The 15,424-nt window shown below is 73.7% G+C and carries 16 protein-coding genes; 4 read left to right on the top strand and 12 right to left on the bottom strand.

Features of this window, described 5'->3' with window-relative positions; genetic code table 11:
- Positions 1–8: 8 nt before the first annotated feature.
- The 3 genes from ABZY57_RS03215 to ABZY57_RS03205 all read right to left on the bottom strand — a co-directional run bounded on the left by ABZY57_RS03215 (position 9) and on the right by ABZY57_RS03205 (position 4,815).
- Positions 9–476, bottom strand: coding sequence for a hypothetical protein (locus tag ABZY57_RS03215; protein WP_356507562.1), 468 nt, complete (start codon positions 474–476; stop codon positions 9–11).
- A 200-nt stretch (positions 477–676) separates the two neighbouring features.
- Complete coding sequence (locus ABZY57_RS03210) at positions 677–3,307, bottom strand: polynucleotide kinase-phosphatase (protein ID WP_356507561.1); 2,631 nt, start codon at positions 3,305–3,307, stop codon at positions 677–679.
- A complete protein-coding gene (locus ABZY57_RS03205; protein ID WP_356507559.1) occupies positions 3,304–4,815 on the bottom strand; it encodes a 3' terminal RNA ribose 2'-O-methyltransferase Hen1 in 1,512 nt (503 codons plus the stop codon). Before ABZY57_RS03205 ends, ABZY57_RS03210 begins: the two co-directional genes overlap by 4 nt.
- Before the next feature lie 68 nt (positions 4,816–4,883).
- On the opposite strand from ABZY57_RS03205, the gene ABZY57_RS03200 reads away from it, so the two are divergent.
- Both ABZY57_RS03200 and ABZY57_RS03195 read left to right on the top strand, forming a co-directional pair.
- Entirely contained in the window at positions 4,884–5,129 is a 246-nt protein-coding gene (locus tag ABZY57_RS03200; protein WP_356507557.1) for a hypothetical protein, read from the top strand.
- A gap of 118 nt (positions 5,130–5,247) precedes the next feature.
- Positions 5,248–5,670 (top strand): hypothetical protein, encoded by a 423-nt coding sequence (locus ABZY57_RS03195; RefSeq protein WP_356507556.1) that lies wholly within the window; start codon positions 5,248–5,250, stop codon positions 5,668–5,670.
- On the opposite strand, the gene mmuM is transcribed toward ABZY57_RS03195, so the two are convergent.
- Positions 5,657–6,568, bottom strand: coding sequence for a homocysteine S-methyltransferase (gene mmuM / locus ABZY57_RS03190; protein WP_356507554.1), 912 nt, complete (start codon positions 6,566–6,568; stop codon positions 5,657–5,659). The genes ABZY57_RS03195 and mmuM overlap by 14 nt on opposite strands.
- Positions 6,569–6,582: 14 nt before the next feature.
- Entirely contained in the window at positions 6,583–7,506 is a 924-nt protein-coding gene (locus ABZY57_RS03185) for an LLM class F420-dependent oxidoreductase (RefSeq protein ID WP_356507552.1), read from the bottom strand.
- 202 nt (positions 7,507–7,708) lie between these two features.
- Between ABZY57_RS03185 and ABZY57_RS03180 the strand changes: the two genes are divergently transcribed.
- Entirely contained in the window at positions 7,709–7,999 is a 291-nt protein-coding gene (locus ABZY57_RS03180) for a hypothetical protein (RefSeq protein ID WP_356507614.1), read from the top strand.
- A 49-nt stretch (positions 8,000–8,048) separates the two neighbouring features.
- Here the strand turns inward: ABZY57_RS03180 and ABZY57_RS03175 are convergent, their stop codons facing one another.
- The 4 genes from ABZY57_RS03175 to ABZY57_RS03160 all read right to left on the bottom strand — a co-directional run bounded on the left by ABZY57_RS03175 (position 8,049) and on the right by ABZY57_RS03160 (position 10,962).
- Positions 8,049–8,534, bottom strand: a complete 486-nt coding sequence (locus ABZY57_RS03175) for a DUF6099 family protein (RefSeq protein WP_356507550.1) — start codon at positions 8,532–8,534, stop codon at positions 8,049–8,051.
- A 124-nt stretch (positions 8,535–8,658) separates the two neighbouring features.
- Entirely contained in the window at positions 8,659–9,051 is a 393-nt protein-coding gene (locus tag ABZY57_RS03170; protein ID WP_356507548.1) for a nucleotide pyrophosphohydrolase, read from the bottom strand.
- Positions 9,048–10,391, bottom strand: coding sequence for an ATP-binding protein (locus ABZY57_RS03165; protein WP_356507612.1), 1,344 nt, complete (start codon positions 10,389–10,391; stop codon positions 9,048–9,050). Before ABZY57_RS03165 ends, ABZY57_RS03170 begins: the two co-directional genes overlap by 4 nt.
- A gap of 175 nt (positions 10,392–10,566) precedes the next feature.
- Positions 10,567–10,962, bottom strand: a complete 396-nt coding sequence (locus ABZY57_RS03160) for a cell division protein SepF (protein ID WP_250742110.1) — start codon at positions 10,960–10,962, stop codon at positions 10,567–10,569.
- A gap of 193 nt (positions 10,963–11,155) precedes the next feature.
- Here ABZY57_RS03160 and ABZY57_RS03155 point away from each other — a divergent pair, with 193 nt between their 5' ends.
- Positions 11,156–11,887: a DUF2470 domain-containing protein gene (locus tag ABZY57_RS03155; protein WP_356507546.1), complete on the top strand. Its 732-nt coding sequence runs from the start codon at positions 11,156–11,158 to the stop codon at positions 11,885–11,887.
- Positions 11,888–12,089: 202 nt separating this feature from the next.
- Here ABZY57_RS03155 and ABZY57_RS03150 read toward each other — a convergent pair whose 3' ends face one another.
- Genes ABZY57_RS03150 through ABZY57_RS03140 form a run of 3 tightly spaced genes read right to left on the bottom strand, consistent with a single transcriptional unit; the run spans position 12,090 to position 15,372 of the window.
- Positions 12,090–12,458: a ferredoxin family protein gene (locus ABZY57_RS03150; protein WP_356507544.1), complete on the bottom strand. Its 369-nt coding sequence runs from the start codon at positions 12,456–12,458 to the stop codon at positions 12,090–12,092.
- Positions 12,455–14,038 (bottom strand): FAD-binding protein, encoded by a 1,584-nt coding sequence (locus ABZY57_RS03145; protein WP_356507542.1) that lies wholly within the window; start codon positions 14,036–14,038, stop codon positions 12,455–12,457. The genes ABZY57_RS03150 and ABZY57_RS03145 overlap by 4 nt, the downstream gene beginning before the upstream one ends.
- Positions 14,035–15,372, bottom strand: coding sequence for an LLM class flavin-dependent oxidoreductase (locus ABZY57_RS03140; protein WP_356507540.1), 1,338 nt, complete (start codon positions 15,370–15,372; stop codon positions 14,035–14,037). Before ABZY57_RS03140 ends, ABZY57_RS03145 begins: the two co-directional genes overlap by 4 nt.
- Between the last annotated feature and the right edge of the window lie 52 nt (positions 15,373–15,424).

Here is a 15,424-nt window from a genome sequence, read left to right as displayed (position 1 = left end):
CAGCGGGTTCAGCGCAGGCCGAGGAGGGCCGTCGGTGCACCGATGACCGAGGGGGAGATCACGCCCAGCTTGGGCAGGGTCACGTCCGGGAGACCGTAGTTGGCGGCGTTCGGCATGGTCAGCGGGGAGCCGACGACCGCGCCGGGCCCCTCGGTGAGCAGGGTGGTGGCCGGGGACTCCACGGAGCCCTCGCCGTCCGTCCTCGGCTCACCCATCACGTTGGGCACCGGGGAGGTGACGAGGGTCCTGCCGAGCTCGGTACTGACCGGAACCACCGGGAGCAACGGGGACGGGAGCATCTCCCCCGTGTGGAAGCGGGGTGCCTCGGGCGCTCCGACGACCGGCACGGGGACTCCGGTGGCCAGGTGCGGGACGTCCACGCCGAGCGTGGTCTTCACCGCGTCCAGGGGCACCCCCACCGGCACCGCGTCGGCCACGGCCGGGGTGGCTGCGGCTGCCGCGGCCATACAGGTCATGAGTGCCGCAATGCTTCCGCGCGCGGTCATCTTCATAGGTGACGTTCCGTCCTTCCAGGGTCGCGGACATTCCGCTGCCCTGGATGAACGATCCCGCCGGGGGGTTTCCCGGAGTTCTCCGCGAAAGTTCCCCCATACGACCTAATGAGCGGCCGTACGGGGGTCCTTCCTTGACGTCTTGGGAACCGGGGTCCGCCGCGTCAGAGCCGCGGGTCCACCGGCTCCGACTCCAGCGCGAGGACGGCGAAGACCGCCTCGTGGACCCGCCACAGCGGCTCCCCGGCCGCCAGCCGGTCCAAGGCCTCCAGACCGAGCGCGTACTCGCGCAGGGCGAGCGAGCGCTTGTGCCCGAGGTGGCGTCCGCGCAGCCGCTCGAGGTGGTCCGGACGCGTGTACTCCGGACCGTAGATGATCCGCAGGTACTCCCGTCCGCGCACCTTCACCCCCGGCTGCACGAGCCGGCCCTTGCCGTCCTTGGCGTACGCCTGGAGCGGTTTGACGACCATGCCCTCGCCGCCGGCGGCCGTCAGCTCCAGCCACCAGTCGGTGCCCGCCCGCAGCGAGGCCTCGTCCGCGGTGTCCACCAGGATCCGGCCGGTGCGGCGCAGCAGTCCGGTCCCGGCGGCCTCGTCCGCGGCGACGAGCCGGTCCAGCCAGAAGAGCTGCTCGTCGTGCGGTACGGCGGCCAGCGAACGGCCGGCCGCCGCCAGCAGCTGGAACGGGGCGAACCGTACGCCGTCCAGCCCGTCGGTGCTCCAGCAGTAACGCCGGTACGCCTCGGTGAACTTCGCCGCGTCGGCGGCTCGGCCGCGCTGGCGCTCCAGGAGCTCCCCGGTCTCGATGCCCCGGGCCGTGGCCGCCTCCAGGGCGGCGACGGCGTCCGGGAACACGGCGCCGGAGGCCGCGCCCACTGCGGCGTACTGGTTCTGCAGCAGGCCGGTGGACTTCAGCGACCAGGGCAGCAGTTCGCCGTCGACGAGCAGCCAGTCGGTGGCGAGCTCCTCCCACAGCCCGGCGTCGGCGACCGCCGAGCGGAGCCGGGCGAGGACCTCCTCGGTGACCTCGGGGTCCTTGAAGAACGGCCGCCCGGTGCGGGTGTAGACGGACCCGGTGGGACCGTCGACCCCGAACCGCTCGCGGGCCGCGCCGGCGTCCTTGCAGAGCAGCACGGTGGCGCGGGAGCCCATGTGCTTCTCCTCGCAGACGACCTGCGCGATGCCGTCCTTGCGGTACTGCGCGAAGGCCTCTGCCGGGTGCTCCAGGTAGCCCTGCTCCTGCGAGGTGGCCGTGGGCGCCATGGTGGGCGGGAGGTACGGCACCAGGCGCGGGTCCACGGCGAAGCGGCTCATCACCTCCAGCGCGGCGGCCGCGTTCTCCTCCCGGACGTTGACGTTGCCCAGGTGCCGGGTCTCGACGATCCGGCGGCCGTGGACGTCGGCCAGGTCGAGCGGACGCCCGTCGTGCCCGCCCGGCGCCTCGGTGGCGAGCGGCTTGACCGGCTCGTACCAGACCTTCTCGGCCGGTACGTCGACCAGTTCGCGCTCGGGCCAGCGCAGGGCGGTCATCTTCCCGCCGAAGACGGCTCCGGTGTCGAGGCAGATGGTGTTGTTGATCCAGGCGGTGTTCGGGACCGGCGTGTGGCCGTAGACCACGACGGCCTTGCCCCGGTAGTCCTCGGCCCACGGGTAGCGCACGGGCAGCCCGAACTCGTCGGTCTCGCCCGTGGTCTCCCCGTACAGGGCGTGCGAGCGCACCCGGCCGGAGGTGCGGCCGTGGTACTTCTCGGGCAGCCCGGCGTGCGCGACCACGAGCTTGCCGCCGTCGAGGACGTAGTGGCTGACCAGGCCCTGGATGAAGGTGCGGACCTCGCGGACGAACTCCTCCGGCTCCGCTTCGAGCTGCTCGATCGTCTCGGCGAGGCCGTGGGTCCGCTGCACCTTGGATCCCTTGAGGTGGCGGGCGAGCTTGTTCTCGTGGTTCCCGGGCACGCACAGGGCGTTGCCGGAGCCGACCATGCCCATCACCCGGCGCAGGACGCCCGGACTGTCCGGGCCGCGGTCGACGAGGTCGCCGACGAACACCGCCGTGCGGCCCTCGGGGTGGGCGCCATCCTGGTAGCCGAGCTTGGCGAGCAGGGTCTCCAGCTCGGAGGCGCAGCCGTGGATGTCGCCGATGATGTCGAAGGGGCCGGTGAGGTGGGTGAGGTCGTTGAATCGCTTCTCCAGCACCACCTCGGCCGACTCGACCTCCTCGGGCGTGCGCAGCACGTGCACCTTGCGGAAGCCCTCGCGCTCCAGCCCGCGCAGCGAGCGCCGCAGGTCGCGGCGGTGGCGCTGGATGACGGCGCGCGGCAGCTTCGCCCGCTCGGGGCGGGCCGCGTTGCGCTCGGCGCAGACCTCTTCGGGCAGGTCGAGGACGATCGCGATGGGCAGGACGTCGTACGCGCGGGCGAGCTGGACCAGCTGCCGGCGGGACTCGGCCTGGACGCTGGTGGCGTCGACCACGGTGAGGCGGCCGGCGGCGAGCCGCTTGCCCGCGATGTAGTGCAGGACCTCGAAGGCGTCCTTGCTGGCGCTCTGGTCGTTCTCGTCGTCGGCGACCAGGCCCCGGCAGTAGTCGGAGGAGATGACCTCGGTGGGCTTGAAGTGCCTGCGGGCGAAGGTGGACTTGCCCGATCCGGTGGCCCCGATCAGGACGACGAGGGACAGGTCGGTGACGGGAAGTACGCGTTTGCGGTCGGTGGGGACGTCGCCGGCGACGGTCGTCCCGGTGGTGTCGGTGGTGTCGGTGGTGTCGGTGGTGTCGGTGGTGTCGGTGGTGTCGGTGGTCATGCTGCCTCGCCCTCCTTCGGGGTATCGGTGCCGGTGGCTGCGGTGGGTGCGGTGGCGCCGCTGTTCGGGGTGGTCAGGGTGAAGACGGCCATCTGGGTCGGCGGCCCCACCTCGGGGTCCTCGTCCCCGACGGGCACGTAGGCGACGCTGTAGCCGTGCCGGGAGGCGACGTCACCGGCCCAGGCCCGGAACTCCTCGCGGGTCCACTCGAAGCGGTGGTCGCCGTGCCGGACGTGCCCGGCGGGCAGGGTTTCCCAGCGGACGTTGTACTCGACGTTCGGAGTGGTCACGAGGACCGTGCGGGGGCGGGCCGAACCGAACACCGCGTACTCCAGTGCGGGCAGCCGCTCGAGGTCCAGGTGCTCGATGACCTCGCTGAGCACGGCCGCGTCGTAGCCCACGAGCCGCTTGTCGGTGTACGCGAGCGAGCCCTGCGTCAGGCGGACGCGGGAGCTCTGCCGCTCCCCCATCCGCTCCAGCCGCAGCCGCTTCGCGGCGATGTTCAGCGCCCGGACGGACACGTCCACACCGACGATCTCGGTGTACGCCGGGTCCTTGAGCAGCGCCTGCACCAGCTGGCCCTGGCCACAGCCCAGGTCGAGGACCCGGGCCGCACCGGCCGCTCCCAGCGCGGCGAGGATCGCCTCGCGGCGCAGCACCGCCAGCGGTACGGGCTTCTCCTCCGTGTCGCTGCTCTCGTCGACCGCATTGTCGATCTCCTCCACCTCACTGCCGTCGGCCTCGGCGAGGCGGACCAGCTCCAGGCGCTCCAGGGCGTCCTGGGTCAGCCGCTTGTGGCGGGCCAGGTAGCGGGAGGTGATCAGGCCGCTCTCGGGGTGTTCGGCGAGCCAGCCGTCCCCGGCGCGCAGCAGCTTGTCCACCTCGTCGGAGGCGATCCAGTAGTGCTTGGAGTCGTCGAGGACGGGCAGCAGGACGTACAGGCCGCGCAGCGCGTCGGAGAGCCTCAGCTCGCCCTCCAGGACGAGGCGTACGTACCGGGAGTCCCCCCACTCCGGGAAGGTCTCGTCGAGTGCGACCGGGGTGACGGTGACCGACTCCCAGCCGAGCGGGCCGAACAGCCGGCGCACGAGCTCGGCGCCGCCCCGGGCGGGCAGCACCGGGATCTCGATGCGCAGCGGGCGCACCTCGTCGGGCAGCTCGGGGCGGGCCGCGCACTGCCCCTTCAGCGCGCTGCGGAACACGCCGCTCAGCGCGACGGCCAGCAGCGAGGAGGCGGCGTAGGGCCGGTCGTTGACGTACTGCGCGAGCGCGGCGTCGGGCGTGCCGCCCTGGCCCTTGCCCTGACCACGCCGCACGAGGGCGACGGGATCCACTTCCAGCAGCAGGCCCGCCGTGCACCGCTCGTCCGTGGCTTCGGGGTAGAAGACGTGGGCGGTGCCGTGGGAGGTGGAGAACGCCTGCGTCTTGCCGGGATGCTTGTGCAGCAGGAAACCCAGGTCGGTGGCGGGACGCCCGGCCGTGCCGGTCGTGGAGATCGTCAGGAACATGCGGGCGATTCTTGCTGGTCACCGATGTTGCCCGCGCCCTATTTTCCGTCGGCGCTTACCGTCGAACCATGAGCGGCATCGTCGTTGTGTACGAGCTCGACCAGCCGGTGGAAGGGTCCGTCCACCGGGTGCACGCTGCCCCCCGCGCTCCGGGAAGCAGCACCGGGCGCGGCCCGCGGACCATGTGCGGCAAGGACACCTTCGCCATGGAAACGGCCGACTGGAATCCGTCCGAGCATCCGGACGCCTGGTGCCCGCCGGAGTACGCCGACTCGGTGTGCCCCGGCTGCGAGGCGGTGATGAGCGAGGACTAGGCCGTCCCTCAGGGTGATGACGTCTCCATCATGACAGGTCAGGGGCGGTTTTCGTAGGACGGAGGGCACAGCCGATCACCCTTGTTCCGGGCCCTGCACGGCTCACAGAATCTCCCTCATGAATCCCACGGAGAACATCAATCACGACGCCGTGCTGCGAGCCCGGGTGGCGCTTCTCGGATCGGGCACGCTGCCCGTCCGGGAGCGGGTGGCCGCCTATCGCGTCCTCGTCCGGGTGAGTCCGTTGGCCTATCTGCCCCTGCTGGCCGCCGCGTTGTTCGCGTACAGCCGTCAGGAGTTCGCCCACCGGCCCGGGATGGCGCTTGCCCTGCGCGCCGAGTCCGTCGCCGCCGCGCGCCGGATGTGCGCGCTGGAGCCCGAGGAGACCCAACTGCTCCTCACCTCGCTGGTGCACTACCGCGAACAGCTGCTCCTCATGGAATCCCAGGACGAACTGGCGGCTGTGGAAGCCGAGATGAGCGCACTCGTGGCCTCGGGCGGCGGATCGCCGGGCGTGCGCTGGGACCTCAGCGGAGCGTAGCGGCCAGTTCGGCGATGCGGTCGGGGCCGATGCGGCAGCAGCCGCCGACGAGGCGGGCGCCGGTGCGCCGCCAGGCGGCCGTGGGCCAGGGGGCGGGGGTGTCCGGGGCCCGCCAGGTCTGCGTCGCGGCGTCCCAGACCGAGCCGTCGTTGGGGTACGCCAACAGCGGTTTGGCGGTCACGGCGGCGGCCGCTTCCAGGGCGGGCAGGACCTCCGCCGGGTCGCAGCAGTTCACGCCGACGGCGATGACCTGCGGGGACCCGGCGGCGAGGGCGAAGGCCTCGGGCAGGGGCTGGCCGGCCCGGGTGTGGCCGCCCTCCACCGTGTAGCTCAGCCAGGCGCGGGCCCCGGTCTGCGCGAGGACGGTGAGCAGGGCTTCGGCCTCGGTGGCGTCCGGGACGGTCTCCAGGGCCAGGACGTCGGGGCCCTCGGCCAGCAGCGCCGCGATCCGGGGCCGGTGGAAGTCGGCCAGCTCGCGCACGCTCAGGCCGTACCGGCCCCGGTACTCGGAGCCGTCCGCCAGCACCGCCCCGTACGGGCCGACGGACGCGGCGACCCACACCCCGTGCTCCGCGGCCCGGGCCGCCGCGTCGGCCAGCCGCACGCTGCGCCGCAGCAGGGCCGTCGTGGGCTCGGGGCCGTAGCCGCGCCGGGCGAAGGCGGCGTACCCCACCTGGTAGCTCGCGGTGATCAGGACCTCGGCGCCGGCCCGCGCGTAGGCGGTGTGGGCGGCCGTCACCTGCCCCGGCCGCTCGGCGAGGACCCGGCCCGTCCAGAGGCCGCCGGACAGGTCGCAGCCCTGGTCGGCGAGCTGGTTGCTCAGCCCGCCGTCCAGGAGCACGGCCCGCTCGCCGGGGCCGGCCAGGGCCTCGGCGAGCGGGCGGGACGCGCGGGGCACGGTCGCCGCTCCCGTCAGCCGAGCTGGGACTGGACCCGGGAGGAGATCAGCTCCAGGTGGTCCAGATCGCCGAGGTCGAGCAGCTGGAGGTAGAGGCGGGAGGAGCCCACCGCCTCGTAGGCTCCGATCCGGTCGACCACTTCGGCCGGGGAGCCCGCCAGACCGTTGGCCTTGAGCTCCGCCACGTCGCGGCCGATGGCGGCGGCCCGCCGGGCCACTTCCGCGTCGTCCTTGCCCACGCACACGACGAGGGCGTTGGAGTAGACGAGGTCGCCGGGCTTGCGGCCGGCCTCCTCGGCGGCCGCCCGGACCCGGCCGAACTGCCGCTGACTGTCCGCGATCGAGGCGAAGGGCATGTTGAACTCGTCCGCGTACCGGGCGGCGAGGCGCGGGGTGCGCTTCGCGCCGTGACCGCCGATCAGGACCGGGATCTTGTCCTGGGCGGGCTTGGGCAGCGCCGGGGAGTTCTCCACCTGGTAGTGGACGCCCTTGTAGTCGAAGGTGGCGCCCGGCTCCGTGGCCCACAGGCCGGTGACGATCGCCAGCTGCTCCTCCAGCCGGGCCAGGCGCTCGGCCGGGAAGGGAATGCCGTACGCCTTGTGCTCCTCTTCGAACCAGCCGGCACCCAGGCCGAGTTCGATCCGGCCGCCCGACATCTGGTCGACCTGCGCGACCTGGATGGCGAGCACGCCGGGGAGCCGGAAGGTCCCGGCCGTCATCAGCGTGCCCAGCCGGATCCGCCGGGTCTCGCGGGCCAGGCCCGCCAGGGTGATCCAGGCGTCGGTGGGACCGGGCAGCCCGTCGGCCGTACCCATGCGCAGGTAGTGGTCCGAGCGGAAGAAGGCGTCGAAGCCCAGGTCCTCGGTGGCCTTGGCGACGCTCAGGAGGGTGTCGTAGCTCGCGCCCTGCTGGGGCTCGGTGAAGATACGGAGATCCATGCCTCCATCCTGCCCTTTCGACCCCGGCCGGGTGAATCTGAGTCAACCGGGCGCTCCCCGCCGCCCCCGCCAGTGACCAGCCCGGATGGGGATCGTTGGCTCGGACGGAGCCGGACCGCCCGGCCCGCGCGCCGGCGGCCTTCGCCGGTGCGTCCACCGCCCCCTTCCGCCCCCCGGAAGGGCCAGGGCCGAGGAGGCCGCCATGTCCCAGGAGTCCGCGCCGGAGACCCACCGGCAATCACGTCAGGACTGTCAGACCGGGCAGGCAGCGCACGACCACGCACGCCAGGAGTCCGCGGTACCCGCCCAGGGCGGTGCGCCGAAGGGCCTGCTGCAGCAGATGGAAGAGCTGATGGCCGCGCTGAACGCCGACCTCTCGCAGCTCGACGCCGACCTCCAGTCCTCCACCGATCGCAGCCCCGGCACGGCGCTGCCCCAGGGAGACGGCCGCACCCCGGAGAGCGGAGACCGATCGTCCTACCGGTCCTCCTGACCGCCCGGGTCCCGTCGCGCGCGGCGGGACCCCACCGAAACACCCCGGCTCAGGCCACGCCGGAGGCGGATCCCCGCTCGCGCACGGCCATCCGCCGCAGGATCGCCCGGACCCGGTCGCTCGACTCGTCCGCCGCGTCTATCGACTCTATGCACTGCCAGTACAGACCCTCGTCGTCCGTCCCGCAGGCCACCCCGACCAGCGCTATGCCCACTTCACCGAGGAGCGCCTGGAGCCCGAGCAACGCCTGCCGGGCGTCCGTCACCTGGGTCAACTGCGCCGCCCGGGGCGGGAGGTCGGGCGCGTAGCCCTCTCCGCGCAGTGCCGCCCGGTCGAGCACCCCGCAGCCTCTGCCCCCCGCTTCACCCAGCCCCCGCGCCTCCGATCTCAGCTCCGGCGGCCCGGTGACCGCCAGCCAGCTCCCTATCCCCTGCGCGAGGGCCTGCGCCTGCCAGGCCTCGCCCACGATGTCCCAAGCAGCCCCGCTCTGCGCCAGCGCGTGCCGGCCGGCTGCGATGAGCCGTACCGCGTCCATATGCCGTCCCCCGTCCGCACGACATCTCGCCGTTCTCTCCACTACCCAGAGTGAGGGCAACGGGCCGGTAAAGCCAGGGGTATTCGGAAATTGTGGACACCGAAGATGGTTGTGGATATCGCCATCACTCCGAAGAGTGACGATCTGCCCCCGGAGCACCCGGGACGGGGAACCGCAGCTCGTTCCGCTCGATCTTCGCGGCGAGCGCATCCAGCACATCGACCCCGAGAACCTCACAGAACTGCAGCAGGTAGGCGAGTACGTCGGCCACCTCATCGGCCACTCTGTGTGCGGTGTCCGGCTTCTCCATGACCTTGGCGGACTGTTCCGGCGTCAGCCACTGGAAGATCTCCACCAGTTCGGCCGCTTCGACGCTCAGCGCCACCGCCAGGTTCTTGGGCGTGTGGAAGGGCTCCCACCCGCGCGCCGCCGCGAACTCGGCGAGCCGCCGCTGGAGCCGGTCGATCCGCTCGCCGGCCCCCTTGTCTTCCCCGGTCACTCCACGCTCTTCACTCATGTCCCCAGGTCTACCACCGAGACCCCCGCCACTCCCCGGGCGTCCGTCGCGCAGGCATCGCCCGCCGACGCCGCCAGCCTGACCTGCCCGCGCCCGCACGCCAGTACCGCCAACCGCAGCAGTTCGGCGCCCTGCCGGCCGTCCAGGTCCCGGTCGAAGCCGTCCGCGAGCACCGTCAGCGCCTGGCGCGCGGCGGGCAGTTCGGCCGCCGGATCCACGTCCAGGACCCCCGGCCCGGTCAGCAGCACCAGCGCGAGGGCGAGGAAGCGCAGCTCGCCCGCGCCCAGCCGGGCCAACTCGGTGGCGGGCCTCCCCGGGCCGCGCTCCAGCAGGCCGGTGACCGGGCCGCCCTCGGGGGCCCGTACGTCCAGCCCGGCGACCCACCCGGCGCAGCCGGTCCGGGCGGCCCCGGTCAGCAGCCCGTACCGGGTGCCGCACTCCAGGCGGGTCCGGCGCAGCACGTCGGCGAGGTTGGCGCAGTCGCCCAGCAGCCGCCCCTCCCCCGGCGGGACCGGCTCCCGCATCCGCTCCGGGCGGGGGTCGCAGGGGAACACCGAGCGCAGCGCGACCACCACTTGCTCGGCGGCGGCCAGCACCTGCCGCTGCCCCTCGGTGGCCCCGGCCACGCGCAGCGGGAGCAGCGCGGTCCCGAGCCGGTCGTCGGGCAGCGGGGCCCGGGTGACCCCGATGGCTCCGCCGGTCAGCCAGGCCGCCTGGACGGACCGTCGCCCGGGGTCGCGCAGTGCGGTGGCGAGGAGGACCTGCCCGCCCACCGAGAGCCGTTCGCCGACGATCCGCAGCGTGGGCTCCGCCTGGACGGCGAGGTCGAGCCGGACCGGCCCGGCGGGGCCGTCGACCGTACAGCCGATCCGGAACCCCCGGCGCCGCTCGGCGTCGGGCACCGCCCGGTCGGGGATCCGGGCCCGCGGGTCGGGGAACACCTCGTCGAGGGTGGCCCCGGCGGCCAGAGCGGCCAGCGCTCCGTAGGCCTCCAGCACCTGGGACTTGCCGCTCCCGCTCGGCCCGGCGAAGAGGGTGACGGGACCGAGGGCGAACCGTGCCCCGCGGTGCGCCCCGTAGGCGGAGAGCCGCAACTCGGTGACGGCCGGCCGCAGATGCGAGCCTCCGGCGGCAGGGGGCGCGGTCGGGGCCCGATCCGGTGCAGGCCCCTGGGCCGGTACCGACGCCGACGCCGGGACCGGAGCCGGGTCCCGGCCCGCGGCTAACCCCGGACCGGCGGAGGCGGCGAACCCGGTGGAAGCGGCGGGGGCGGCGCGCACGGCGGCCGACACCGCGGAGGCGGCGGGGGCCGGAGGGCCGGCCGACACGGCGGCAGGCATCGAGGCAGGCACGGACGCAGGCACGGCGGCCGACACTGCGGCAGGCACGGCGGAGACCGCGGAGGCGGTCGCGGAGGCAGCCGCGGGAACGGCGAGGCGCGAGGTCATGCGCGGGACGGTACGGCCCGCCGGACCCCCCGTGGGTCCGGCGAACCGTTCCGCCCGCGGGACCTTCCTACGATCGGGGGACGGCCGCGGCCGCGATCCCCTCCACCTCGGTCCCGACGGGCGCCAGCAGGAAGACGTTCCGGTCGACCCGGTGCATGCCGCTGCCCAGCCCGAAGACCACACCACTGCTGAAGTCCAGGATCCGCTTGGCCACTTCGCCGTCCGCGCCCGTGAGGTCGAGCAGCACCGGGATCTGCGCGATCAGGTATTCCGCCACCTCCCGCGCGTCCGCGAAGACCTGGACCCGGATCACCACGAAGCGCCGCTGCTCCGCCGCGGACGCCCCCGGAACCGTGGGGATCGTGCGGTGATCCACCCGGGAGGGCCACTCGTTGCGGCTCCGCAGGGGGACCACCTGCGCGAGCCCCTCCCACTGTTCGTCGGTGACGTCGTACCTGCTCACCAGGCCGCCTCGGCCTTGCGCTTCATGTGCATCCCCCCATCCTCTCGCGTTTCACCCGTTCAGCCCAACACCGACACGAGGGAGCTGAGACACCCCGCCGACCACCCCCGCCCACCCCCCCGACCCGCCGAGTAGGTTAGGTTAGGCATACCTAAGTAGACACCATCTCGCCCCTCGGACGACGGAGATCCCCATGCACCTGCCCCTGCTGCTCCCCACCGCCGCCGAGCGGGTCCGGTCCGTCCTGGCCGCCGCCCACTCCATGACCGTCGTCACCGACGGGCAGCGCACGGAGATCCGCCACCTCGACGGCACCGACCCCCTCGGCCGGCTGCACCTGCACCCCGCCGAGCCGGGCGGCCACGCCGAGCACCGGCCCGAGATCCGGCTGGAGTTCACGGACATCGCGCCCACTCCCGTACGGGACCGCGTGCGCGCCCGGGTCACCCTCGTCGGGCGCCTGCTCACCCCCTCCACCGCATACACGGACGAGGGCGCCGACTCCACCTGCGTGGCGTTCGGCCGGGCCGTCCTCGAAACCGCCGACGGCGCCCGCGCGTACGTCGGTCTCGACGCGCTGGACGCGGCCCGCCCCGATCCGCTCGCCCCCTACGAGGCCGGGATGCTCACGCACCTCCTCGACGACCACGCCGAACTCGTCACCCTGCTGCTGCGCCTGGTCCGGCCGCGGCCGGCGACGGAGGCGCAGTCGAAGGCGGGGACCGGCTCCGCCGTCCTGCGCGCGCTGCCCCTCGCCATGGACCGGTACGGGATCACCCTGCGCCTGGAGGAACGGCGCGGCCACCACGACGTACGGATCCCCTTCCCCTCCCCGCTCGACGACGTGGAGCAGTCCGGGGCGCAGATCCAGGCCCTGTTCAGTGCGGCCCGGCGCGGCTCGCACCGCAACACCCTGCCCGCCTGAGGGTCTTCCCCCGGCGGGCCCTGCACCGCGGCCGCCCAGGGCGCGCACCAGTCCTGACGGTCTGACGCGGGCCCCTGCTGCGGCCGCCGCACACGGGCGCACCGCCGGAGCCTTTCGCTCCGGCGGCACGTGTTCCCGTAGGCAAGCTCCCGTAGGCCGGCTCCCGTAGGCCGCTCCCGTGCGCGACGCGTCCGCCCGGCGCTCAGGAGGTGATCGGCGGCGCCGCCGCGCCGCCGCCCGCCGGGCCGAGGGAGGGGCCGATCGCCCGCAGCGCGCCCGGTGTGCGCCCCTCGCCCCAGCCGATGTCCCGCCGGTAGCTGCCGAGCAGGCCGCGGCCGGCGAGAGCGGCCTCGTCCCGTACGGCCGGGTCCTCGGGCACCGGCCGGGTCAGCGGGGACACGAACAGCGCGTCCACCGGGCAGTTGGCCTCGCACAGGAAGCAGGTCTGGCAGTCCTCCTGCCGGGCGAGCAGCGGAATGCCCCGCGGCCCCCGCTCGAAGACGTCGGTGGGGCACACCTCCACACACTTGTCGCAGGCGATGCACCGCTCGGCCGAGACCAGTTCGATCATGCGACCAGCTCCGCCGGCCGCGTCCACACCCGGTCGAGCCCGCCGGTCACGATCCGGTGGTGCTGCGCCGGGTCCTGCCCCGGGTGGTCGAGCCGGCGGGCCATCCCGCGGCTCTCCGTACGGGCCAGCGCCGAGGCGTACATCCAGCGGGCGTGCGCCGTCATGGCCGCCGCCTGCCGGACCTTGACCAGCCCGGCGCCCTCCCCGCGCAGGGAGCCGCGCACCTGCGCCCAGAGCTCGTCGAGGGCGCGGAGCGACTCGGTGAGGACGGAACCGCGCCGCAGGTAGTTCTTGTCGTACGGCAGCACCTGCTCCTGGACCAGGCGTACGAGTTCCCGTGCCTCCCCGGGCCCGGCCGCGGACCCCGCCCCGCCGGTCGGACGCAGGCCCGCCCCGCCGGCCGCGGTGACCGGCCGGAAGGCGGCCCGGCCCGAGGCGAGGGAGCGGGCGTACCGGGCCGCGCCGGCCCCCGCCCAACTGCCCGAGGACATCGCCCAGGCGGCGTTGTGGCTGCCGCCTCCGGTGAAACCGCCGCAGATCTCCTCGCGGGTGGCCGCGTCCCCGGCGGCGTACAGGCCGGGGACGGCGGTGGCGCAGTCGTCCCCGGTGATCCGGATGCCGCCGGTCCCGCGGACGGTGCCCTCGGCGAGCAGCGTCACGGCGAAGCGATCGGTGAAGGGGTCGATGCCGAGCCGGTCGAAGGTGAGGAAGAAGTTCGGCTGTGCGAGGCGCATCGCGGCCTGGGCGGTGGCGTCGGCCCGGTCGAGGCGGGCGTGGACCCGGGCTCCGGTGAGGAGTTCGCGGGCGATGGCGGAGCGGCCGCCGAGGCTGGCGGCGCCCTCCAGGACCTCGCCGTCCTCCTGGTAGAAGGTGGCGAAGCTGTAGAAGGCCGTCTTGGTCACGGAGGTGCCCTCGGGGGCGATCCCGTAGGAGTTGGAGAACTCCATGCCGGACAGCTCGGCCCCGGCCTCCGCGGCGAACAGCGCACCGTCCCCGGTGTTGGTGTTCGTGCCGAGCGCGCCGCTGAGGAAGGCGCAGCCGCCGGTGGCCAGGACGACGGCGCCGGCCCGGACCCGGTAGGGCTCGCCGGCCTGGCGGCGGTGGCCGGCGGCGCCCGCGACGGCGCCGTCCGCGTCGGTCAGCAGCTCGGTGACCGGGCTGTGGTCGAGGATCCGGACCCCGGCGCGGCGGATCCGGATGCGCATCCGCCGCATGTACTCGGGCCCCTGGAGGCCATTGAGGAGCAGCTTGCCGTCCGGGCCGGTCGGGAAGGGGTAGCGCCCTTCCCGGGCCAGCTCGTTCATCCGGTCGTACGTCTCGTCGAGGACCCGGGACATCCAGCGCCGGTCGGCGAGGTACCCGCCGAGCCCCTCGCGGCTCGCCATCGCCGCTTCGCGGGCCGCCGGCTCCGGCGGGACGTACCAGACGCCGGTGCCGCCGGCGGCCGTCGCCCCGCTGGTGCCGCAGTAGCCCTTGTCGGCCAGGACCACGGAGGCCCCGGCCCCGGCCGCCTCGAGGGCGGCCCAGGTGGCGGCGGGGCCCCCGCCCACGACGAGCACGTCGGTGACGTGTTCGCTCACGGGGTGGCCCCGGCGGTGGCGTAGCGGTTGGCGGGGCGCGCCAGCCCGTAGTTCTCGCGCAGGGTCCGGCCGGTGTACTCGGTGCGGAAGAGCCCGCGGCGCTGGAGGATCGGCACGACCTGGTCGACGAAGTCGCTCAGCCCGGTGGGGAGTACGGGAGCCATGATGTTGAAGCCGTCGGCGGCCCCCTGCGTGAACCATTCCTCCAGTTGGTCGGCGATCTGCTCGGGCGTCCCCACGAAGACGCGGTGCCCGCGGCCCGCGCCCAGGCGGGCGATCAGCTCGCGCAGGGTGAGGCCCTCTCGGCGGGCGAGCTCGGCGACGAGCGTGAAGCGGCTCTTGTTGCCGTTGATGTCCCGCTCCTCGGGCAGGTCGGGCAGCCCGCCGTCGAGCGGCAGGCCGCTGAGGTCGACGCCCAGCATGTTGGAGAGCTGCGCGAGGCCGTACTCCGGGATCTGGAGCTCGGTGAGCTCCTGCTCCAGGGCCCTGGCCTCGGCCTCGGTGGAGCCGATGACGGGGGCGATGCCGGGCAGGACGAGCAGCTCGTCCTCGGAGCGGCCGTACTTGGCGAGGCGGGACTTGAGGTCCTTGTAGAAGGTCTGCCCGTCGGCGAGGGTCTGCTGGGCGGTGAAGACGGCCTCGGCGTACTGGGCGGCGAACTCCTTGCCGTCCTCGGAGGACCCGGCCTGCACGAGCAGCGGGTGGCCCTGCGGTGAGCGGGGCACGTTGAGCGGTCCGGCGACCCCGAAGTACTCGCCGCGGTGCGCGGCGGGGTGGAGCTTGTCGGTGTCGGCGTAGATGCCGCGCTCCTTGTCGAGGACGATCGCGTCGTCCTCCCAGCTGTCCCAGAGCTTGGTGGCCACGTCGAGGAACTCGCGGGCCCGGTCGTAGCGGAGGTTGTGCTCCAGGTGCTCGTCGCGGTTGAAGTTGCGTGCCTCGTCGACGCTGCCGGAGGTGACGATGTTCCAGCCGGCGCGGCCGCCGCTGATGTGGTCGAGGGAGGCGAACTTCCGGGCCAGGTTGTACGGCTCGTTGAAGGTGGTGGAGACGGTGGCGATGAGCCCGATGTGCTCGGTGACGGCGGCGATCGCGGAGAGCAGGGTGAGCGGCTCGAAGCCGCCGACGGCGTTGTAGCGGGCCTTGCCCCAGAGGGCGACCCCGTCGGCGAAGAAGATCGAATCGAGGCGTCCGCGCTCGGCGGTGCGGGCCAGTTCCTGGAAGTAGCGCAGATCCGTGATCCGCTCGGGGCTGCTGGCGGGGTGGCGCCAGGCGGCGTCGTGGTGCCCGGCGTTCATGAGGAAGGCGTTGAGGTGGAGGGTCCGGGGTGCGGTCATGTCGTGTCCTAGGTTCGGAGCCGGGCGGGGGCCCCGCGGGGCAGGGGCCGGG

Origin of the sequence: Streptomyces sp. NPDC006450 (assembly GCF_040612195.1) — a bacterium.
Classification (GTDB): Bacteria; Actinomycetota; Actinomycetes; order Streptomycetales; family Streptomycetaceae; genus Streptomyces.
The sequence above is the reverse complement of the archived record's forward strand: the minus strand, read 5'-3'. Positions and strand labels throughout refer to the sequence as shown.